Origin of the sequence: Sphaerospermopsis sp. FACHB-1194 (assembly GCF_014696235.1) — a bacterium.
Taxonomy (GTDB): domain Bacteria; phylum Cyanobacteriota; class Cyanobacteriia; order Cyanobacteriales; family Nostocaceae; genus Sphaerospermopsis; species Sphaerospermopsis kisseleviana.
On sequence record NZ_JACJPU010000027.1, the window covers coordinates 44421 to 66490 of the forward strand.

16 protein-coding genes, 1 tRNA gene and 1 pseudogene are annotated in these 22070 nt (G+C 39.2%); 6 read left to right on the plus strand and 12 right to left on the minus strand.

Annotation, left to right across the window (positions count from 1 at the left end):
- Nucleotides 1-259 precede the first annotated feature (259 nt).
- Complete coding sequence (locus H6F45_RS16075) at nucleotides 260-397, plus strand: hypothetical protein (protein WP_187039622.1); 138 nt, start codon at nucleotides 260-262, stop codon at nucleotides 395-397.
- A 354-nt stretch (nucleotides 398-751) separates the two neighbouring features.
- Here the strand turns inward: H6F45_RS16075 and H6F45_RS16080 are convergent, their stop codons facing one another.
- From H6F45_RS16080 to H6F45_RS16090, 3 genes are all read right to left on the minus strand, one after another.
- The gene (locus tag H6F45_RS16080) at nucleotides 752-2623 is read right to left on the minus strand and encodes a tetratricopeptide repeat protein (RefSeq protein ID WP_190347678.1); all 1872 of its coding nucleotides are present in this window, start codon (nucleotides 2621-2623) and stop codon (nucleotides 752-754) included.
- Between the two features lie 112 nt (nucleotides 2624-2735).
- Entirely contained in the window at nucleotides 2736-4067 is a 1332-nt protein-coding gene (locus H6F45_RS16085) for an ATP-binding protein (RefSeq protein ID WP_190347691.1), read from the minus strand.
- A 131-nt stretch (nucleotides 4068-4198) separates the two neighbouring features.
- Entirely contained in the window at nucleotides 4199-4447 is a 249-nt protein-coding gene (locus H6F45_RS16090) for a hypothetical protein (RefSeq protein WP_190347186.1), read from the minus strand.
- Nucleotides 4448-4541: 94 nt separating this feature from the next.
- Between H6F45_RS16090 and murF the strand changes: the two genes are divergently transcribed.
- From murF to H6F45_RS16105, 3 genes are all read left to right on the plus strand, one after another.
- The gene (murF, locus tag H6F45_RS16095) at nucleotides 4542-5897 is read left to right on the plus strand and encodes a UDP-N-acetylmuramoyl-tripeptide--D-alanyl-D-alanine ligase (RefSeq protein WP_190347692.1); all 1356 of its coding nucleotides are present in this window, start codon (nucleotides 4542-4544) and stop codon (nucleotides 5895-5897) included.
- 189 nt (nucleotides 5898-6086) lie between these two features.
- Nucleotides 6087-8138 carry an S-layer homology domain-containing protein gene (locus H6F45_RS16100; RefSeq protein ID WP_190347679.1) on the plus strand — a complete coding sequence of 684 codons (2052 nt, stop codon included), beginning with the start codon at nucleotides 6087-6089 and terminating at the stop codon, nucleotides 8136-8138.
- 105 nt (nucleotides 8139-8243) lie between these two features.
- Nucleotides 8244-9449 (plus strand): ATP-binding protein, encoded by a 1206-nt coding sequence (locus tag H6F45_RS16105; RefSeq protein ID WP_190347680.1) that lies wholly within the window; start codon nucleotides 8244-8246, stop codon nucleotides 9447-9449.
- On the opposite strand, the gene H6F45_RS16110 is transcribed toward H6F45_RS16105, so the two are convergent.
- The 5 genes and pseudogenes from H6F45_RS16110 to H6F45_RS16130 all read right to left on the minus strand — a co-directional run bounded on the left by H6F45_RS16110 (nucleotide 9439) and on the right by H6F45_RS16130 (nucleotide 13220).
- Nucleotides 9439-9792 (minus strand): hypothetical protein, encoded by a 354-nt coding sequence (locus H6F45_RS16110; RefSeq protein ID WP_137666477.1) that lies wholly within the window; start codon nucleotides 9790-9792, stop codon nucleotides 9439-9441. The two genes, H6F45_RS16105 and H6F45_RS16110, sit on opposite strands and share 11 nt — an antisense overlap.
- A gap of 142 nt (nucleotides 9793-9934) precedes the next feature.
- Complete coding sequence (locus tag H6F45_RS16115; protein ID WP_190347681.1) at nucleotides 9935-11680, minus strand: VWA domain-containing protein; 1746 nt, start codon at nucleotides 11678-11680, stop codon at nucleotides 9935-9937.
- Between the two features lie 48 nt (nucleotides 11681-11728).
- Nucleotides 11729-12379, minus strand: a complete 651-nt coding sequence (locus H6F45_RS16120; RefSeq protein ID WP_190347682.1) for a hypothetical protein — start codon at nucleotides 12377-12379, stop codon at nucleotides 11729-11731.
- 92 nt (nucleotides 12380-12471) lie between these two features.
- A pseudogene (locus H6F45_RS16125) lies at nucleotides 12472-12627 on the minus strand (cation:dicarboxylase symporter family transporter); the annotation flags it as partial.
- Nucleotides 12628-12767: 140 nt separating this feature from the next.
- Nucleotides 12768-13220, minus strand: coding sequence for a tetratricopeptide repeat protein (locus H6F45_RS16130; protein ID WP_137666480.1), 453 nt, complete (start codon nucleotides 13218-13220; stop codon nucleotides 12768-12770).
- 256 nt (nucleotides 13221-13476) lie between these two features.
- Here H6F45_RS16130 and H6F45_RS16135 point away from each other — a divergent pair, with 256 nt between their 5' ends.
- Nucleotides 13477-15852 (plus strand): bifunctional serine/threonine-protein kinase/ABC transporter substrate-binding protein, encoded by a 2376-nt coding sequence (locus H6F45_RS16135; protein WP_190347683.1) that lies wholly within the window; start codon nucleotides 13477-13479, stop codon nucleotides 15850-15852.
- 61 nt (nucleotides 15853-15913) lie between these two features.
- Here the strand turns inward: H6F45_RS16135 and H6F45_RS26615 are convergent, their stop codons facing one another.
- The 4 genes from H6F45_RS26615 to pdhA all read right to left on the minus strand — a co-directional run bounded on the left by H6F45_RS26615 (nucleotide 15914) and on the right by pdhA (nucleotide 18433).
- On the minus strand, nucleotides 15914-16141 hold the full coding sequence (locus tag H6F45_RS26615; protein ID WP_228052002.1) for a hypothetical protein: 228 nt from the start codon (nucleotides 16139-16141) through the stop codon (nucleotides 15914-15916).
- Between the two features lie 117 nt (nucleotides 16142-16258).
- Nucleotides 16259-16330, minus strand: a tRNA-Lys gene (locus tag H6F45_RS16145).
- A 58-nt stretch (nucleotides 16331-16388) separates the two neighbouring features.
- Nucleotides 16389-17258 (minus strand): aldose epimerase, encoded by an 870-nt coding sequence (locus H6F45_RS16150; protein ID WP_137666482.1) that lies wholly within the window; start codon nucleotides 17256-17258, stop codon nucleotides 16389-16391.
- A 137-nt stretch (nucleotides 17259-17395) separates the two neighbouring features.
- On the minus strand, nucleotides 17396-18433 hold the full coding sequence (gene pdhA, locus H6F45_RS16155; RefSeq protein WP_096571175.1) for a pyruvate dehydrogenase (acetyl-transferring) E1 component subunit alpha: 1038 nt from the start codon (nucleotides 18431-18433) through the stop codon (nucleotides 17396-17398).
- Nucleotides 18434-19653: 1220 nt separating this feature from the next.
- Here pdhA and H6F45_RS16160 point away from each other — a divergent pair.
- On the plus strand, nucleotides 19654-21996 hold the full coding sequence (locus tag H6F45_RS16160) for an IMS domain-containing protein (RefSeq protein ID WP_190347684.1): 2343 nt from the start codon (nucleotides 19654-19656) through the stop codon (nucleotides 21994-21996).
- Nucleotides 21997-22070: the final 74 nt, after the last annotated feature.

Consider the following 22070-nt stretch of genomic DNA (forward strand, 5'->3'; position numbering starts at 1 on the left):
AAAGTAAAATATCCAAAAACCTATTCCCTATTCCCTATTCCCTGTTCCCTATTCCCTTGTCATATAGGTTTTTACTAAATCTGGGTTAATTTCCTCAAATCTTTAGCTAGAAAATTTTGTCATGGGGTTTTGAAATAGCTAAAGTTTTGTTAAGATGGTATTGCTAGGAGTTAATCACCGAAATTGACTTATCAGGGTGTGAAGAAAGAAATTACACTAAATAACACTAGTAGCCGCTTAAAGTTCAGAAGGTGAACAGATGACCACCTACATTTTTTTTGACGAAGCCCTCCGAATGCTGACCAGTGCCTATCTGATCTCAGCAGTCCTGTTAATTGCAGCTTCTGGTATAGGTTTAGCAGTTATTGAAACAATTGAAAAAACAGGAGAACACTAAATTCACACCTTTGGGTGTCTTTCACCAAAGCAAAAGTTTTAATTTTTAATTCGGGCTTGCTGAAAAAGTCCTTTCGTTAGGGCTAGGAGTCAGGAGTCAGAAGTGGTAGGGGCGAAGCATTAGGGCGACTAATTATAAATTTTTGTCCAAGCATATTTTCCGAATGCTGATGCTTCCAGCACGCTTCGCGAACGCCCGTAGAGGAGTCAGGAGGAGAGTTAAAAACATTTTTTCATCTCTGGCTACCTACAAAAGTGCAAAGTTTTGCCGTGAGCATCAGCCATACGGTTTTTCAGACTCAAGACGCTATAACCTTGCACCTACTGTCTTTCTTATGAGCCTCTAACCTTTGATTTATAAAGATTGAAAACGTACATCCTCCCGAATAGCATCAAAATCTGAGTCAGTTTTTACCCATTCTTTAACTGTCTCAGGATGCAAATTAATTGCTGTTTGCAGATTTGCAATTGCTTGATTAATATTACCTTGTAGAGCATAACTACAAGCTTTGTTGTACCAAGCTTCATGTTTATCAGGTTTAAATTCCAGTGCTTTGTCGTAGGATGCGATCGCCTCTTCATACCTACCTAAATTACGTAGGGAATTACCCCGGTTGTACCAAGCTGCATGATCATCAGGTTTAAATTCCAGTGCTTTGTCGTAGGATGCGATCGCCTCTTCATACCTTCCTAAATCATCTAGGGAATTACCCCGGTTGTTCCAAGCTTCATGTTTATCAGGTTTAAATTCCAGTGCTTTGTCGTAGGATGCGATCGCCTCTTCATACCTTCCTAAATCATCTAGGGAATTACCCCGGTTGTTCCAAGCTTCATGTTGATCAGGTTTAAATTCCAGTGCTTTGTCGTAGGATGCGATCGCCTCTTCATACCTACCTAAATTACGTAGGGAAATACCCCGGTTGTACCAAGCTTTATGTTTATCAGGTTTAAATTCCAGTGCTTTGTCGTAGGATGCGATCGCCTCTTCATACCTTCCTAAATCATCTAGGGAATTACCCCGGTTGTACCAAGCTTCATGTTTATCAGGTTTAAATTCCAGTGCTTTGTCGTAGGATGCGATCGCCTCTTCATACCTTCCTAAATTATCTAGGGAAATACCCCGGTTGTACCAAGCTTCATGATCATCAGGTTTAAATTCCAGTGCTTTGTCGTAGGATGCGATCGCCTCTTCATACCTACCTAAATTATGTAGGGAATTACCCCGGTTGTACCAAACTTCATGTTTATCAGGTTTAAATTCCAGTGCTTTGTCGTAGGATGCGATCGCCTCTTCATACCTACCTAAATTATGTAGGGAATTACCCCGGTTGTTCCAAACTTCATGATCATCAGGTTTAAATTCCAGTGCTTTGTCGTAGGATGCGATCGCCTCTTCATACCTACCTAAATTATGTAGGGAATTACCCCGGTTGTACCAAGCATCTTGATCATCAGGTTTAAATTCCAGTGCTTTGTCGAAAGAAGAAATTGCAGCTTGATAATCTTGTTTAATACGTTGTAAATAACCTAATTCAAAAAACAATTTAGCTTTTTGTTCATTATCTATTTGATCATGTTCAATAATTTCCATAATTTCTATAATTTTCTCATTGGTTTCTTCAGGAGTTAAATTGACATACTTTTCATAAGTTCCTTCCTGAATAATGCGATTTGATTCTTGTTCTAGGGTTGTGGAGTCTAGGGGAAAATTAAATAAACCAGAACGCCAATCAAAAAAATCAGGGGCGCGGTGAATAAAATATTTAATTGCAAACTGTGGTAATAAGAATACAAAACAAATTTTAAATTGATCTCTAAATCTTTCTCGCTGCTGGTTAATGTTAATTAAAATTGGTGGTACACCTTCCCAGCTATAATGATGGGTTTTTCGACTACTCCAACCTGCTAAGGTTTTGGCTTCTTCATATTTATACAATGCAGATTCTAAACCTGTAATGAATAAAATATTGATATGATTTTTGTTAGGTAATTGATCAACTTCTACATATAAATTAGTAACATTTTTATTTAATTTGAGAATTTCTATCTTTTGATCATGAATATCTTCTTTAACTTTACTAATTAATTGTTCACCACTAGCAGGAGAACAGCGTACAAATAATAAAGCAAAACCTTCTGTAAACCGCAGTGTCCGCAGAAAGGCTTGATATTCTTCGTCTTGTTCTATGGGTAAATCATTATCCCATTCACTTAGTTTTAGAGGCATAGTTTTAGATAAATAAGAATCATAAATGTAGGTTGGGTTGAGTAAACCCAACATTTCCAAAACTGCTGTTATTCTGTTGGGTTTCACTTTGTTCTACCCAACCTACAATTTTTTATTCAGGATATAATTGATTATAGGCATCCTGAAATTCTTTGATCCCTTTAATCAGAGGATGAATATCATACCAAAATTTAGTTTCTCCATCAGGTTCTTGATAACGATATTCTAAAATACAGCGATTAAATAATAAACCCCGATAAAGTTGATCATTGACTATTTCTTTAGATTTATGAACCTTTGCCAGTGCTTCCCATTCATTAAAGTAAATGGTATTTTTATAGGTATTTCTTAACTCGCTAATTGACCGTTGTAAAGCCTTTTTAGAAATCGGTAAAGTATTGGTGTATTTGAGAGCTTCCTTCATTAATAATAATAAATTTCGCACATGACCACCACTCATTAAACATAAATTTTCTAAAGATTCCCTGTTGTCAAATAAATGCACAATAGATTTACTAGGGTCTATGGTAGTGAGTCGTTTTTGGAGAACTTCAATAACTTTATTAATTCCTGGTGGATAGGGTTCATTTTTAGGAGTTTGTACCATAATCATTGGTAATACTTGGGGAGTACCATATATATCTACTAATGAAGATGATCTGTCAGAATAAATTAAAGAAATTGGTACTGTATAAACTAAATGACAATCTAAAGCTTTCAGTTGTTCATTGCGATCTATAAAAATTTGATCATGGTTGCTGCGGTCTTGTCCTTGGATAACAGGAACAATTCTATCTAAATTATCAGCAATTAAAACTAATTCGTCATATCCTGAAGGTAGATTTTTTTTGACATCTTGAATAAATTCATTTAATGCCTGAGTTAAAGTAGTCGTATGGGGATTAATTAAATCGCGAATTTTGCGGCGTTCATTGGGTTCACTGCGGATTTTTGTAGTGATTTTGGCAAGTTGTGAAACCTGTGCTTCAATTGATAATTCATCTAGGAAAATTTCTGTTTGTAAGAAATCTTTTAAATCCTCAAATCGTCCTTTTAACCAATTTAATATAGCTGGTGAATTAGTTTGATCTTTAAATGCTGCTAAAATATTGCGAGTGCAAGCTAAAAGAATATCTGTATATTGAACATCCTCTGGATCAATATCTTTTTCATCTGCCGGAAAGTAGACGACAAAAAACCCTTTTTCATCTAAAAATTGTTGTAGTCTTAATAATTCTGTAGATTTTCCCGCACCACGATGACCTGCATACAGTTGACAGGTATTTCTATCAGAATATAAAATTTCATTTCCTAATGCTTCCAATATATTCCCATCTCCCCGCACTTCCTCGCAGTCAACATAAGCAGGATCTCCCGCAGGTAAAGGTTGAAAGGGATCAAAAGCGTTATATAGCCGTTTAAGAAAGTTAAAATCTGATGTTATTTTAATCATTTTAGTAGAAAATCTCACCACTTGGCGGTATTTTAACACGAAAATACTGAGATTCATATTTTGAATTACAGCTATTTTCAGGTAAATAAACCACATTTTGATTTAGGGTTTGCTGAATAAACCTAAAACCTTGATATATCAAAGGTTAGAGGCTGATAAACACAGAAATTAGTGCAAGGGTTTTGAAGGGTATACCGGAAAAAGTGTGCATTTTTGGGGATTTCAAGAGATGGCAAAGAAATTTTCAAATCTCCTCCTGACTCCTGACTCCTGACTCCTGACTCCTGACTCCTGACTCCTGACTCCTGACTCCTGACTCCTGACTCCTGACTCCTGACTCCTATGCCCTCACGGAAAGACTTTCTCAGCAACCCCTATTTAGGTTTCGCGTCAAAAATGTAGGGAGTGTCAATTCTGTCCTCAAAGATTGTAGGATTTGGTAATTAACTTTTATTGATGATCAGTATGTCTGTTTCGGCTACTTTATCCCAATTGGTTGAAGTTCTATCAGCCCATCCTGTAAATTTATCTGCATCTGCATTAGCTCAAGTAAGCAAGGGTATCCAAACAGACACCAGGATTTTACAACCGGGTGAAGTGTTTTTAGCTTTACGCGGCGAAAAATTCGATGGACACAAGTTTGTAAAAATGGCGATCGCCAAGGGTGCAATTGCCGCCATTGTAGAGTATACTGATGAAAACCCTGACATACCTGTATTACAAGTTCCCGACACTCTGAAGGCATATCAGCAAATTGCTAGATGGTGGCGGGATTCCTTGATTATTCCTGTAATTGGGGTAACAGGTTCAGTAGGTAAAACCACAACCAAGGAACTGATCGCCGCAGTTTTAGGAACTAGAGGACAAGTTCACAAAACCTATGGAAATTTCAACAATGAAATAGGTGTTCCTAAAACGCTGTTAGAAATGGGTGCAGAACATGATTTTGCAGTCATAGAAATGGCCATGCGAGGAAGGGGACAAATTGCGGAATTAACACAAATCGCTAGTCCAAATATCGGTGTGATTACTAATGTGGGAACAGCACATATTGAGCTACTAGGTTCAGAACAAGCGATCGCAGAAGCTAAATGTGAGTTATTAGCAGAAATGTCTGATGATAGTGTAGCAATTCTCAATTACGATAGTCCCCTATTAATGGAGATAGCAAAGAAATTTTGGCAGGGAAAAGTGATTAGTTATGGTTTTTCCGGTGGAGATATTCAAGGGAAATTAATTGACAATGAAACTATAGAAGTAGCAGGAATGGATTTACCATTACCCTTACCAGGTCGTCATAATGCCACTAATTTTTTAGCAGCATTAGCAGTAGCTAAGGTATTAGAAATTGATTGGCAAACCCTAAAAAAAGGGGTAATTGTGAATATGCCAGGAGGGCGATCGCAAAGGTTTACATTACCTAATGATATTGTAATTTTAGATGAAACTTATAACGCCGCCCCAGAAGCGATGTTAGCAGCTTTGCAGTTATTAGCAGATACACCAGGAAAGCGGAAAATTGCCGTATTAGGAGCAATGAAGGAGTTAGGAGACAGATCCCCACAATTACATCAACAAGTTGGGGAAATGGTGCAGAAATTGAATTTAGATGGGTTATTGATTTTAGTTAATAGCCAAGATGCAGAAATTATTGCTGATAGTGCAAAAGGAATTCCTTGTGAATGTTTTGCTACTCATAGTGATTTAGTAACCAGATTAAATACTTATGTAAAGGAGGGCGATCGCTTATTATTTAAAGCTGCCCATTCCGTAGGATTAGATCAGGTTGTTAATCAGTTTCGATTGTCAATTGATAATTGATAATTTGCAAGGAGTCAGGAGTCGTAGGGGCGAAGCATTCGGAAAATAGCCTTGGACGAAAATTGATAATTGATTGCCTTCGGCACCCTACGCGAACGCCCGAATGCTTCGCCCGTACTTCTAAAACCATTGAAATTAATATAAAGTATAAATTATTAATTATGTATTATAAATCCTGAATTATCAATTATGGCTGTTGCGACACTCCATGTAAATCCCGTCACAGGTAACGATGCTAATACAGGTTCTCGGTTAAGTCCGTTAAAAAGTATCACCCGTGCCTTGAAAGCCACCAGAACCCCAGGAATTATTCAGTTAGCACCAGGAACATATAGCAAGGCTACAGGTGAAGTTTTTCCGCTGATTATTCCTGGGGAAATGCTCATAGTAGGTAACGAATCTAACAAAGGTCAGGGAATTATTATTTCTGGCAGTGGTGAGTATCAAAGTCCTACCTTTGGTTGGCAAGATATCACATTACTGTTGTTAGGTAATGCCAGTTTGTTAGGGGTAACAGTGATCAATCCTGTTTCTAAGGGTACTGGGATTTGGATTGAATCAACAGCACCGACTTTAGCTAATAATACATTCAGTAAATGTGGACGGGAAGGGATATTTGCAACTGGTAAGGCTAAACCCGCCATTTTAGATAATGTATTTGTCCAAAATGCTGCCAGTGGTTTAATGATGGCACGTTATAGCAAAGGGGAAGTGTTGCGGAATGTATTTGAAAATAACCCTGTAGGGATAGCTATTAGCGATTTTGCAGCCCCTCTAGTGGCCAATAACAAACTTGCCAATAACTCGATAGGTATAGCCCTTTCTCGTGATGCTAGTCCCGTATTACGACGAAATTTGATTTGCCAAAATACCCAAGGTGGTTTATTGGTAAATGGTAATGCTGTTCCTGAGTTGGGTAAACCCGAAGATCCGGCTGATAATATTTTTCGTGATCACAAAGATTTTGATATTCAAAATATATCATCTCAAAAAGTGATTTCTGTAGGCAATCAGTTAAATCCTGCCCAAGTTCAGGGAGTAGTAAAATTTCTCGCTGCTACAGCCGATACTCCTAGTCAAGTTGTTAGTACCAGTTTTTCAGACTTAGATGGACATTGGGCAGCGGCGTTTGTAGAAGCTTTGGTGAATAAAGGTTTTATTAGTGGTTTCCCTGATGGCACATTTCGACCTGCTACACCTATTACCCGCGCTCAATATGCTGCCTTAATTACTAAGACTTTTCAACTACCTGCTAGTAATAACCTGAATAGATTTAAAGATGTCAGAACTGATTTTTGGGCAGCTTCAGCTATTGCTAGTGCGGCTGATGCCGGTTTTTTGAGTGGCTTTCCCGATGGTACTTTTAGACCAGGACAAAATTTAACCAAAGTACAGGCGATAGTATCAATTGTTAATGGTTTAAAATTTACAGGCAGTAATCCTAACGGGTTAAATGTGTATAGCGATCGCGCCCAAATTCCTAGTTATGCTACAAATGCAGTCACAGTTGCTACTCAAAAACTGCTAATAGTCAATTATCCCCAAATAGAACTATTAGAACCACTCAGAGAAATTACTCGTGCAGAGGTAGCAGCATTAATTTATCAAGCTTTAGTTTCCAGAGGTGAGGCACAAGTTATTTCTTCTCCCTACATTGTCAAACCAGATACAGAAATTCCCTCATTTTCTGATTTGGTAGGACATTGGGCAGAAGCATATATTCGGGCGTTGGTGAGTATGAATTTAACTCAAGGTTTTGCTGATGGTAGTTATCAACCAGATAAAGCCATGACTCGCGCCCAATATGCGGCTTTAATAGCCGCTGCTTTTAACCCTACACCCAAACGTCAAGGAATAGAATTTATAGATGTTCCCGCTGATTTTTGGGCAGCTAAAGCCATTCACATAGCTGCTAGAGGTGGTTTTGTCGGTGGGTTTAGCGATCGCACTTTTCGCCCAGATCAAAATGTGCAAAGAATACAGGTGTTAGTTTCCCTAGTCAACGGACTCGGACTACCACCAGCTAACAATGCTAATAACAATTTATTAACTGCCTACACTGATATAAAATCAGTACCTGAATATGCCAGAACCGCGATCGCAACCGCCAACCAACACAAAATTATTGTTAATTATCCAGATCCCAAACTGCTTGCACCTACCAGAGAAGCCACACGGGCTGAAGTTGCAGCTATGATTTATCAGGCACTAGTGGCAATTAAACGGGTTAAAGATATTTAGTTATTAGTAACAGGGAATAGGAACAGGATAAAATTCATCAACTCTTGCTATTTTGCTTGTTGCCTTGTCATAACGACAATTTTTAACACTCACCAACTTAGTGTAATGCCTAGCTTAAAACTTTCTCAGACTGGATTGCAAATTACTAAACAAGCTCGTAAAGAAAAAGGTTGGACAATTGATAATCCGCTTTGGTTAGAACAAACCAGTCAAGTTATTGAACCTAACTGTAACTGGGAAAATGCCGAAGTATTTGCAGCAGGGGTATCTTTAGCGACATGGAAACGCTTCCTTAAAGGTGATGCCATTGATGCCTCAGCATTTAAAGCATTTTGTCAGGTTTTGGGTTTAAATTGGCAAGACTTAGTGGAACGTCCTCTCAATTCTTCCATAGCTAATACAGCTAATACAACCCAAATCCCCTATATTCCCTTATTCTTTGGCAGACGTTACGAACTAGCGAAACTTAGCCAAGCAATAGAACAAAGAACACCCCTGATTGTCATCACAGGAATAGGAGGTATTGGGAAAACAGCTTTAGCTGTAAAATTAGCAGAAAATAGGCGATCGCATTTTCAACAAACTCTGTGGTTTTCCTTTCACCACAACCCACCAGCAACAGATAAACCACCAGATTTAGCACCGCAAACCCTACTAATTTTTGATGGTTGGGATGCAATTTTAGGCGGTAACCGCGGGGGACAATATCGTGCAGGATATGAACTATATGCAGACTTTCTCCGCAGTGTTGTGCAAACGTCTCATGATAGTTGTGTGATGATCACTAGCCGCGAACAACCAGAGGAATTAAATCTTTTAACTGCTGCGGGTGCGGTGATTTTTCCCCTGGGTGGACTTATGGAAGGTGCAATTGAACTTTTGCAGCATCATCAACTTACCTTTGATGCTCAACAGTGGATTACTCTAGTTAACCAATATGGTGGTAATCCCTTATTTCTGAATATGGCCGCCAATTTCATCCATGAATTATTTGCTGGAGATGTGGGAGAGTTTCTTGCTTCTGGAACATTAGTCTCTGGTGAATTTGCTCCCCTGGTAACACGATGGCTAGAACAAATTTCTCCTTTAGAAAAAATGATTATGGAGTTTTTAGCCACTAAATTACAAGGATTCACTCGTCAAGAAATACTCTTAAACCTCAAAAATAATGCTGCTAATGGCGATATTTTAGCAGCACTCTTATCTTTAAAACGACGAGCGTTGATAGAAACAATCAAAGATGAAGCAATGGAAAGATTTTATCTACAACCCGTGATTCTTAAATGCGTACAGCGATTATTTAATTGTTAATCAAACGACAACTCAATAATTGAGCTTTTGGATAAGTTTTCTGTAGCTGAGATTGTCGTTTTAAATTTGGGCGACCGTAGGTGGATAACTGGCTAATTACTGATGGTTGCGGTGGAAGTGAGAATTTTTCTTGGCTCAAATCATCAAATAAAATTACTGTATGTAATTGGGAAGTTTGATATTTTTGAGCGTAGGTTTGTGCTACTTTCTGCCATTGTTCAGGAGGACAGTAACTTTTATCAATAAGTAAAATTGCACGTGGAGAAATTTGTGTGATCGCCACTCCCGCAATCAAAAATAATCCCCAACCCCATCCTAAAATTTTGAACAAAGAACGATTCATACATTTACAAATTATTCACAAGTTGGTGTAATTCTTCTCTGAAGAAATCAGATCCCCGACTTCTGTCCATTAGTCATAATTTATTGGACTTATCAAAAGAAGAAGTCGGGGATCGACCTTATTGATTAAACTACCTGAATCCTTACAAGTTGGTTTGCAACAGTTCGGTGAATAGTGTTTGTAGTTTTTGCGGATCGCTGGATTTCACAGTAGTTTCTCGCAACTTCGCAATTTCTTGTAATTCATTTTGATTAACTTCTCCATAACCGATGGGATAGAAACGCACACCACTATATTTGAGAACATTGGCGATTTCGTTAAACCGTAATCCTGTATTCACTTCACCATCACTCAGCAGTAGCAAATAAAATCTTCCATTAGGATCAGTTTTTTGACGTTCCATTAGTTCTGATAAACCGACTATCATCCCGTCATACATAGCTGTTTCTCCATCAGCGATGAGGGAATCAGCGGCCGCTAACAAACGTTTGTGTTGTTGTGTATTAAAAGGAGCAAGGGGAAGTATTTGTTGAGGGCGATCGCTAAATGCAACTAGTCCCACATAGTTACCAGGATTGATTGACTGTGCAGCAATTCGCAGACTGTTTTTGACAGCTTGTAGGCGATCGCCTTCCATTGAACCACTGGTATCAATAACCATCATCAAGTTAACTGTCCGTCCGCCGTCTTTACGCTGTTTCCAATAAGACTGCGCCGCTTTCAGAACTGCACCATTAGGAATGGGTGGTAAAACCCGACTTTTGAACTGTTCATCCGCATTAAAGCCTTGTGTTTTGGCTAACTGCTGCATTTCTGGAGATAAAGCAAATTCACTAAATCGCCGTAAACCTTCATTTTGGGACGCAGTATTCCAATTAAACCCCACCAAAGGATTATCATTAGCTACTCCAAAGGGGATAAACACCACATCTTCAAATCCTGGCAGTTTCTTCAAAGTTTGGTAACTTTGATACTGTAGAGGAAACGCTTGTAGTTTTTGGTTGTCGCGGATAAAAATATCTTTCAATTCCAGAGTTGTCAGCGTTGTAATTAACACCTGATTTTGAAATTTATCAAATACCGAATTTACCTGTGGTGATTGTAATTCTGAGGTAGTGAGAGGTTTACCATCTTGATCATGTCCCGCACTCCGCCAAAATAAAGTGTACAGTAAATTTAAAGATGTACTGCTACTGTAAGGATTGGGATAGCCAACGGTGATTTTGCCCGATAAAATAGCATCTAGTAGTTTTTCAAAGGTGACATCACCGTTTTTTGCTAGTTCTTGATTAGCTTTCCCATCCACCACAAAACCAACAAAGTCAGATACTAATTTGGGAGTAATAATTGAAGTTGTGACTCCTTCAGATGCCAAAAGTTTTAACAATAGCTGATTAGAAGGGGAAAACCCAGCCGGACTTGCTTTTTTAGCCGCTAAAATTCTTGTGGCAGTACCAGAGGGAATATTGCGAATTCCTACCTGAAGAATTTGCCCGGAACTGTTAGTAATTTTCTTGGCATTAAAGGCTTCTGCAACATCCACCAACCAACGTTCATCTTGCTTTTGGGCATTGGATTTTTCCGCTGAACCAAAAATTTCAACATAAGCAATATTACTATCAGTTGATGGCTTGGCACCATAGAGAGGAAAATCTTCCAGATTTGGTAAAGGTTCTGCTAATTTTTTAATACTGTAACCTTGGGCAACTGCATCAGAAATTGTAGCTTTTTCGATGGAGATTTGAGGTAATAAAGATTCTTTTAAAACCCGGTAAGCACTTTCAAAAGAATCTACTTTGGGGGTGGTGCAAGAGAATATTGATGTGCTAATTAAACCGCACAAAAACCAGACAACGATGTGTTTTCGGAGTTTTCTAACAATTTTCATGGCTATTTTTAGATGATAGAATTTTAACACGCAAAGATGAGAATATGTTTAGTGGAGGGCGGTTTTATTTGCTGTAATTATCAATTGCAAAGTTTTGGGAAGATTGATATTAGGATGAGTATGATTGAGGTGGGAGAGTAGGATTTGATCCTGTAATTGTTGTAATTCATCGTGTGTTTGTTGGAGGCGATCGCAACTAATTTGTAACTGTTGCTGGGCTAAGGGACGATAGGTGGAAGATTGCACTTGATTAACTGTTACTAAAGCGAAAACTACCTGCTGAGTCAGAGAGATTACGGTATACAAAGCCTCTAATAATTCGGGAATTAAACTAGGTTCTATTTGAGCAATTTGAGTAGCGAATTGTTGAGTTGCTTCTGCCCATTGATAAGCTTGTCGCCAAGTTATTTGAGAAGTTTGAAAACTTTTATCTATCTGGGTTTCAAGTTTTTTCAAATGCGCCAGAAAAGTCTCGCGTTCTAATAGATTGTGTGTTGATTTTGGCAAAGATTGGTTCACATTCCAACACCAAAACGCTATCATTCCTAATGCGATCGCACCACCAACACCAATCACTAACCGAGTCGTTCCCAATATCACCACAAAGCCAACATATCCGATAATTGCCCCAGCTACAAGCCAGTAAGTTTGCTGGTAGCGCGTCACATTCAATAAATATCCAGAAATAATGCGATTCATCTTAAGCCTGCATTTAAAAACTCTCATTCTCTCTGCGTCTTTGGGACTCTGCGTGAGATAAATCATCTCCCAAATATGGAACATATTCAGAATTATTTACCAATTTCAATTTGCTGTTTTTGACCATCCAACAAACAACTAATAGTCATATCACCCATCAGATTAATTGCAGTGCGACAACGATCAAGAAACCAATCAACCGTAATCAATAAAGCAATATATTGAGTTGGCAAACGTACCGAAGTAAAATTCCCAGGATGGTGGCTAGAATGAGAGCGATCGCAATTTGCAATGATAAAGGAAATTGCTTCAAGAAAATAAAACCTTTGGATTTACTCATGATTTTCATCACTATTAATATTTGACAAATGATTGATTGTCTTAATCTCTAACTGATGACAGCATCAGTTGATTTATTGTTAATTTCTTTAATTATGTTCATTACCTCTTGGTACTCGGCTATTTTCCCTTTGTGTTGAAAGATATCAGCCGCTTTCTGTAAATCCTCAGTAGCACCTTTCACGTCTCCTAATTGCAAACGGGCAATACCTCTGATGCCGTAAGCTTCAGCAACGTTAGGATTAATACGTATAGCTTGGTCGAAATTCTCAATTGCCCCTTGCCAGTTTCCGAATAGCAAGCAGAAAACACCTAGATTGAGGTATGTTTCCTCATCTTGCTCAGAGTTCAACTCCATGATGATGGATGATTGTCTGTCTAAAGCCGTACTAGGAGAAGCTTTAATCTGATCGTGGGCTTTTCCCACAGCAGATATCGCTTGTGTAGACAACGAAAGGACTAACGTAACCGTAGCAGCAGCAGTTGAGATAAAACGCTTCATGGATTTCTCCTTAATGCTGAGGTATATTAGTAATTTCGCTGAATTAGTTGGTGTGCGCTAGTCCAGTTTTGGCTCACTCAGTCACTAATATAAAAGTGAGCTTGACAAATTATTGATTAGCCATTATTGAGCGCCAAGGATGACATGATTTCGTTACGGTACGTAAGCTTTTTGGTACTTTTGCGTAATTCCATTTAAAATATCTGTATTATTTGCTTAATTATTTGCTTAATTATTTGGTTATCGTCCTGAGTTTATGGCTTATTGCATCAATCCCGATTGTTCACGGCGCAAAAATCCTGATAATTGTGCCGTATGTCAAAACTGTCAAACGCCGCTGATACTACAAAATCGCTATTTAATCAAACATCCCTTGCAAGCTGAACAAGATAACTATACAAGGTATACAGAAGTATTTGAAATTCAAGATTTAGTTAACCCAGAAAAGCCGAAAGTTCTTAAATCTCTCAAGGAAGTCTCACCAGAACTAGAGAGACTCTTTGAGCAAGAAGCATCAATTCTGATCAGTTTACGACATCCTGGGTTACCTGTTGGTGAAGTGATATTTCCGCTTGTTTTAAATACAAATCGCCAATTACGCTGTTTTGTCATGGAGAAAATACCAGGACAAGATTTACAAACTTGGCTATCTAAAAATAAATATTTAACATCTTATAAAATAGCATTAAATTGGCTGACCCAAATAACGGAGATTTTGCAATTCGTTCATGAGCAGAAGTTGTTCCATCGGGATATTAAACCTGCAAATATTATGCTTCGTCCTGATGGCAAATTAGTGTTAATTGATTTTGGGACTGCACGGAAATTAACCCAAACTATTGTTAACGGTAAGCAGGTGACAGTTATTCATTCCATTGGTTACACTGCTCCCGAACAACGTGACGGTTACGCTGTTTTACAATCAGATTTTTATGCACTGGGTCGGACTTTGATTTATTTACTGACAGGTATTGACCCGGCCAGCGATAACTATCAAGATTTACGTAATTGGTCTAAATATATCACAGACCCAAAAACTCCGAGAAAATTAATTACCCTAATTCAAACAATGACCGTTGCTGACTATAAGCAACGCCCAAAAAACGCGCAAGTTATTCTTGAGCAAATCACGCAGCTTGAAAAACATCCCCACCTGCAATGGCAAAAATTATTATTAACAACAACTTGTGGTGTTTTGCTGCTAATTGGTGGTAAACAAATATATCAAGAAATTACTATGCCTCGCACTTGTGACCAAATACTATACGATCATCTCAGTTGCGGCGAAGAAAGTCTGATTCCTAGTAGTTTTTGGGGAAATGGTCAGCCTCCACCAGCCAAACAATTAGCTATTGAAAAATATCGCCAGCAAAATTTTGCGAAGGCTGTGATTTTATTTCAAGACGCTTTCAATCAAGAAGCAGATGCAGAAACTTTAATCTACCTCAATAATGCCAAAATTCAAATCCAATTCCCAGCCAATAAGATTTATACAATTGCCGTTGCAGTTTCCCTAGAACGTTCTACTGCTATGGGTCTACAAATACTCAGGGGTGCGGCTCAAGCTCAAACTGAGGCACTAGAAAAAGGTCAGCCTCTGCGAATTATCATTGCTGATGATAGTAATCGTCCAAATGCTAAAGGTGCAATCCTCAATACTGCCCGCAAAGTTGCCCAGCGTTTGGTAAAGTATCGTGATTTACTAGCTGTTGTTGGTCACTATACCAGCGACACCACTAAACAAACCTTGCCTATTTATAGCAAAGCAAAATTAGTGTTAGTTTCTCCTACTGCAACCTCCCATAATCTCAAAGGTTCCTTTTTTTTCCGGACCGTCTCTAGTACTGCTGTTGCCGGACCAAGAATGGCAACTTATGTATTTTCCGAACTAAAACAACGCAAAGCAGCGGTTTTTTATAGTGAAGGTAGTGAGTATGCTGAATCTCTAGCAAGTCAGTTCCGAGCATCAGCAAAGTCGTTATCTGGTCATGTGATTGACCACCAACCAGCTTTTAATCTCGCTAGCAATAAATTTGATGCCAAAATAGCATTAAATCAAGCCCAAAGGCAAAAAGCAACGGCAATTGTCCTGATTCCTGATGCTGGTGTGGGATTGCGTGATAGCATTAAAAAAGCCTTAGAAGTCATTCAATCAAACGTCAACCAATCTTGGATAATTGCAGGTAATAGTCTCTACAATCCTGAATTATTAACATCAGATCAGATTACATCTTCACCAGGAATTAAACGCACAGTTTGGGCAATACCTTGGCATCCCATGAACGAAATTAACTCCGCGTTTGCAGAGCAAGCTCAAACTTTGTGGAAAATCACTAATTTCCCCACCAACACAGAGATTACTTGGCGCAGTGTCAATAGCTATGATGCTGTGTTGGTATTAAGTAAAGCTTTAGAGCAAAACCCTACACGGAAGGGTATTCAGCAAGTGTTGTCTAGCTCCAACTTTTCCGTTGCAGGTGCGACTGGAGTGGTGCGTTTTGTTGACAGCGAACCCAACAATGGGAAAATCACAATGGTGAAACTACAACCTAATTGTCATTCCAGTGGTTTTGTATTTATAGTTCCAAAAAACATAGACAAAGATCTCATACCTTTCATTTGCCGGGAATAACTCCGACAGGGCGAACTACAACGCCACCTATCCCTAGACTAAAAGCTGTCGGGACTAATTGTCATATTTCACCCCATTCTTCCGTTGTGGGTGTGGTGATATCTTCAAAGTATTTGATTTTACCTCGTAAGGGAGAAAATAATTCTTCTGTGGAACTTTTGATGGTTATATTTTCTGGAGTTGGAGTTTCTATAAAAGTTATTAAAACTGGACTTTCTATGATATTTGCTGGAATTTCAGTTAACTCGATTTTACCATTCCGGTAGATTCCTTGAACAGTCTTTAGCATAGTTCATTATCTCCAACAACCCTTAAATCCTGGAAATCCTGATTCAGACAAAATACAAAATCCTGTAAATCCTTAAATCCTGATTCAGACAAAATATCATCATTATTTGGCTTCTTATGGGTCGCCCGGGATTCGAACCCGGAACTAATCGGTTAAAAGCCGAGTACTCTACCGTTGAGTTAGCGACCCTTTTGCGTTTCGCAACTTTTTTAATATAACAAACTCTCTCTAGATTGTCAACTGTTTTTTAGAAAAAATCCGCAGTTAATTTCACCGAGGTAGTTTTGCTTGCTCCTGGCGCTAACACAGTTAGGTTTTCACCAGTATTGAGCGAGTTGCGTCCAGCCGTCCAAGGTTCAAGACAATAAAAATCCTTACCCTTCAACGTCCAGAAGACCAGCATAGCATAGATATCATCATAGTCAAGGGTCAATTTCAACTTGCGGCTATGATCTGTAACTGCTGCTGACTGACTCCGCAAATGACCAAAGGCAAAATCTATCTCATCCCTTGCAAAATCGAAATGACCGTTAAACGGGTGCATTTCCTTGGTTTTCTGGTCTAGATACTGTCCAGAGGGAATATTAAACTCTAACTGGGACTTATCACCACACTGAAAATAGGGATGAAACCCAGCCGAAAACGGCATCGGCACATTAGACAGATTTTGATAAACCTGATCGATGACCAAAGAATTACCTTGTAGCGTGTAGGTAAAAGTTAGCTGAAAATCAAAAGAATAAACAGCGCGTGTTACCTCATTACTTTTGAGAACTACGCTTAAACTAACCTTACCTTCAGTAACTTGGTTTGTCACTTCCCAAGGTAAATCTCGCCCAAAGCCGTGCTGTTTCAGAGTATATTGTTTACCGTTGTAGGTGTAAGTATTATCCGGCAAATTCCCACAGATAGGAAACAAAATTGGTACACCACCGCGAATACTTAACTCTGGGTTAGCGAACCTTTCCGTATCTAAATAGAGAATTTCCTGATCTTGCAAACGCCAACGAGTAATAATACCCCCTCTTTCTGGTACTACTTCCAGATGAGAACCAGCAGTAGTATCCGCGAGGATGTAGGTTTTGTATTGTTGTTGTTGTTCAGTAATGGTAAACATATTTGGTGATTGGTGATTGGTGATTGGTGATTGGTGATTGGGAAAATACAAATAATTTCCCCCTGCTCCCCTGCTCCCTGCTCCCCTGCTCCCTGCTCCCCTGCTTCTTTCCCAGTCCCCAGTCCCCAGTCCCCAACCTATTCGTCTTCTGCAAAGATAAAGCGATATAATTCGCTCGCATCTGGTTCGGGACTGCTTTCTGCGAATTTCACCGCATCCTCAATCACACCCTGAATTTTCTTTTCAATGTCTTTGAGTTCTGCTTCTGTAGCTAGGTTGTGTTCTACCAAATAAGCACCTAGCTTTTTAATCGGATCACGAGAAAACCAAAAATCTTTTTCTTCTTTGCTGCGGAGTTCGTCGGGATCTGCTAAAGAGTGACCACGGAAGCGATAGGTGAGGGCTTCAATGAGGGTGGGTCCTTCCCCTGCACGGGCGCGGGCTACGGCTTCTTGGGCGACTTGGCGCACTGCTAAAATATCCATCCCGTCTACTTCCACGCCTACCATGTTAAACACACTGGCTTTTTTGTAAATTTCGGGATCTGATGTTGCCCGTTCGTGAGCCATGCCGATCGCCCACTTATTATTTTCTACCACAAAAATAATTGGCAGTTTCCAAAGTGCTGCCATATTTAAAGTCTCGAAAAATTGCCCGTTGTTAGCAGCACCGTCACCGAAGAAACAAGCAGTTACTTGATCTGCTGTTTTGTCTCCCAAGACTTCTCGACGGTATTTACTTTGAAAAGCTGCCCCAGATGCAACAGGAATACCTTCAGCTACGAAAGCATAACCACCTAATAAACGATGTTCAGCAGAAAACATATGCATAGAACCACCGCGCCCTTTGCTGCATCCTGTGGCCTTACCAAATAATTCTGCCATTACCTCTCTAGCTGGTACTCCTGCACTCAAAGCGTGAACGTGGTCACGGTAGGTACTGGAAACGAAGTCTTCACCAGGTCGCATTGCTCCCCGAATAATACCACTGGAAACGGCTTCTTGTCCGTTGTACAAGTGGACAAAACCAAACATTTTTCCCCGGTAGTACATTTCGGCGCATTTGTCTTCAAAAAAGCGCCCTAAAGTCATGTCTTCGTATAATTCCAGTCCTTCTGCTTTGGTAATCTGGACTGTAGAAGTATCAAATTTGGGTAACGTGCGTTCTTGAACCATTATTGTGAAGTATCCCTGTCGTAAAAGTTAAAGCTACGGTTTTAAAGTTATAGCAGGAGTCAGGAGTCGTAGGGGCGAACTAGGGGCGAAGTAGGGGCGAAGCATTCGGAAAATAACCTGTGATCAAAATTGATAATTTATCGCCCGAATGCTGATGCTTCCAGCACGCTTCGCGAACGCCCTTACAGGAAAATAGCCTTGGACAAAAATTGATCATGGGTTGCCCGAATGCTTCGCCCTTACAGGAGTCAAGAGTCAAGAGTCAAGAGTAAAACGGCCTTAGTATCTGACCTTGAAATTAGATTCTCCACCTCATTTCTCTGTAATCTGCTGTAAGCAAGTCTTAATAATGTTAGCTGGAAATAGGGCAGCCTTGGTAAAAGTCAATCTGCTAACTATAAAATCTTCATTTCTGACTTAAAAAAGATTGGTATGGAATAGTTAAGGTGTAATTTTGCCATTTTTTAATGTTTATTGCCTATTTTTGGTCTTTGGTGTCGTAACTGTGGCTTTTTATGTTCGCTCTTTAAGTTAGCAATCAGAATAGTCGTTTTTCTGCATAGCCATTAACAATTTTCTGATCTTAATATCAGGTCTGCCTCAAAAATCTTCTTCCCTACTCTTTCTTGGTGTTGCCACAGTCATTGAAATTTTTTGTGTAAAAATTTACTCCTTGTTAAGTAATGGTCATAAAAAATTAATCGTGCTATATTGTGTTATTAAGTTATCAGGATTAATCAATTGTAGTGCAGTTTTATTACTAAGACACTGTAAACAGCTAAAACAAATTACGAATTTTATATTATAGTTGGTTCAACATCTCTACCACTATCAAAAGCTTTAGTTGTGTGTTGAAATGTAAAAGTCTGATAAGAATATATCTATAATTTAGCAGATATATATAATAAGGCAAAGATACATTAAACATACATAAGGCAATGATAACCGAAAGCTAATTTACTTCAGGCTAGTGCATCAGGTAATATCTTGGGGGAAATACTGGTGCTGTGCTAAATCAACAGCTGAAAATAATTCTGGGGATATATTTATTCTTAGCAAGAAACAAAAAAAACTGTTACGATATACACTCAACTGGTATATTATACACGGTATTATTAAAGCTATGATTATGGCACGGTTTTACAAGCCTGGAATGCTCTAGGTTAATCATGTCCGTCTCTGGGAGATGCCACGTAAACACAGTGCAGGGGAAGTAGGCTGTGCGAATTCCGCTTGATTACTACCGAATTTTAGGACTACCGTTGGCGGCAAGTGAGGAACAATTGCGGCAAGCTTATAGCGATCGCATTGTTCAATTGCCAAGACGGGAATATTCCATTGCAGCTATATCCTCTCGTAAACAACTCATAGAAGAAGCTTACGTGGTTTTATCAAATCCCAGAGAACGCAGTACCTACGATCAGGCTTATCTAGCCCAAGCATACAATCCAGATCGGCTTGGGGCAACATCGCTATTAGAAAACAGCACCGAAACCATTAACCGCAATCACGATGTTCAAAGTCTCAGCATCGAAATTGCCCCAGATGAATTAGTGGGTGCTTTATTGCTTCTCCAAGAGTTGGGAGAATACGAATTAGTGCTGAAGCTAGGTCGTCCACACCTAGTAAATAGAAATAAACCCGCAGGGGTGAAAATAGGATCTCATCTTAACAGTGAGGAATTTTTTGCCAGTCCTGAACTGCCAGATATTATTCTCACAGTGGCTTTAGCTTGTTTGGAACTGGGACGGGAACAATGGCAGCAAGGTAATTATGAAAATGCTGCTATATCATTGGAAACTGGGGAAGAATTACTAATGCGTGAAGGTCTGTTTCCTAATGTGCAAGCGGAAATTGCCGCAGATCTGTGTAAGCTACGCCCCTATAGAATTCTAGAGTTGTTGGAACTACCTCTAGAAAAAACCAAAGAACGCCGTCAAGGTTTAGAATTATTACACAGTATTTTAGAAGAGCGGGGTGGAATTGATGGTAGTGGTAATGACCAATCTGGTTTAAATATAGATGATTTTCTGAGATTTATTCAACAGTTACGCAACCATTTGACAGTTGCAGAACAGCATAAATTATTTGAAGCTGAAAGTAAGCGTCCTTCTGCTGTGTCTACATATTTAGCAGTTTATGCCCTAATCGCCAGGGGTTTTGCCCAAAGTCAACCAGCTTTAATTCGTCAGGCAAAGCAAATGTTAATTCGTCTTGGTAAGCGCCAAGATGTGCATTTAGAACAGTCTCTCTGTGCTTTGTTACTTGGACAAACCGAAGAAGCAACTCGTGTTTTGGAACTAAGTCAGGAATATGAAGCTTTAGCTATTATTCGGGAAAAATCTCAAGATTCCCCAGATTTGTTACCAGGATTGTGTTTGTACTGTGAACATTGGTTACAACAAGAGGTATTTCCTCATTTTCGAGATTTAGTCAAAAAACAAGCTTCTTTAAAAGAATATTTTGCTGATAAACAGGTACAAGCTTATTTAGAAGCTTTACCAAAAGATACACAAGCAACTGATGAATGGACTACAATTAATAAACAGTTTTTTACCTCACCAACAATTAATAGTACCCGTTATCACAGCTATCACAATGTTAGTAATGGGATTAATCATGGGGTTAGTAATGGGACAGTAAATTACAACTATACACCTGATCCTGAGTTTTACACCTCAGCACCCAGCGAAGTACCCGAATCTGCTAACTATTCTCCACCAGAATGGCATTCTAGGAGATACAGCAACAGTCACACCCCAGAAATGCCAGAACCGTCGGCGACAGCAGAAGAGGCAGGAACTGAATATTACCAGCAAATCAATGCCGGTAATTATGATGTAACGAGTCAAACTAAAAAGCGTAGAAGGCGCAAGCCCGTTGCAGTTAATAGTCGAGGTCTGGTTTCGGAACATCAACATTCTCATGCTCGACGACGGCGCACTTTTGCTAACTCATTAAATGCAAAAACTCGCTTAGTTTGGCTGGTGTTTCTATCTATGGGAGGTTTGTTAGTTTTTTGGTTGTTAGTTTCTACAGTCTGGGGATGGTTTAACAATGTGTTTTTCCCCCAACCAACTGTCCAGGGAACACCCTTGGCTATAGAATTGAATCAACCACCAGTCACCATTCCTGAACCCAATAGCAGCAAACCAGAAGTACCTGAAGGTCAATTGACACCAGCGATCGCCCAGGACGTGATTGAAAAGTGGTTATCCACTAAAGCCGCTGTTTTAGGTCCAGATCATCAAATTAATCGTTTAAATGAAATTTTAACTGTTTCTGCAATACCACAATGGCAATCAATTGTCAAGCAGGATATAGCAGAAAAACGCTATCGCAAGTATGAACATGATGTCAAGGTAGAATTTGTCAATCAAACCAGCAATATGTCAGATAATGCCGTGGTAGAAGCTACAGTAAGGGAAGTTACCCACTTTTATCAACGAAATCAATTTCAACAGACTTCTCAGGATCGCTTGCGGGTGCGTTATGATTTAATTCGCAAACAAGGTTCTTGGCGGATTCAAGGAATGACAGTGGTTAAAACACTGAACAGTTAAAATAATTCGTAATTCGTAATTCGTAATTCGTAATTAACTGTTATCAAGTTAAAATAATCAAGCATTTGGCAATA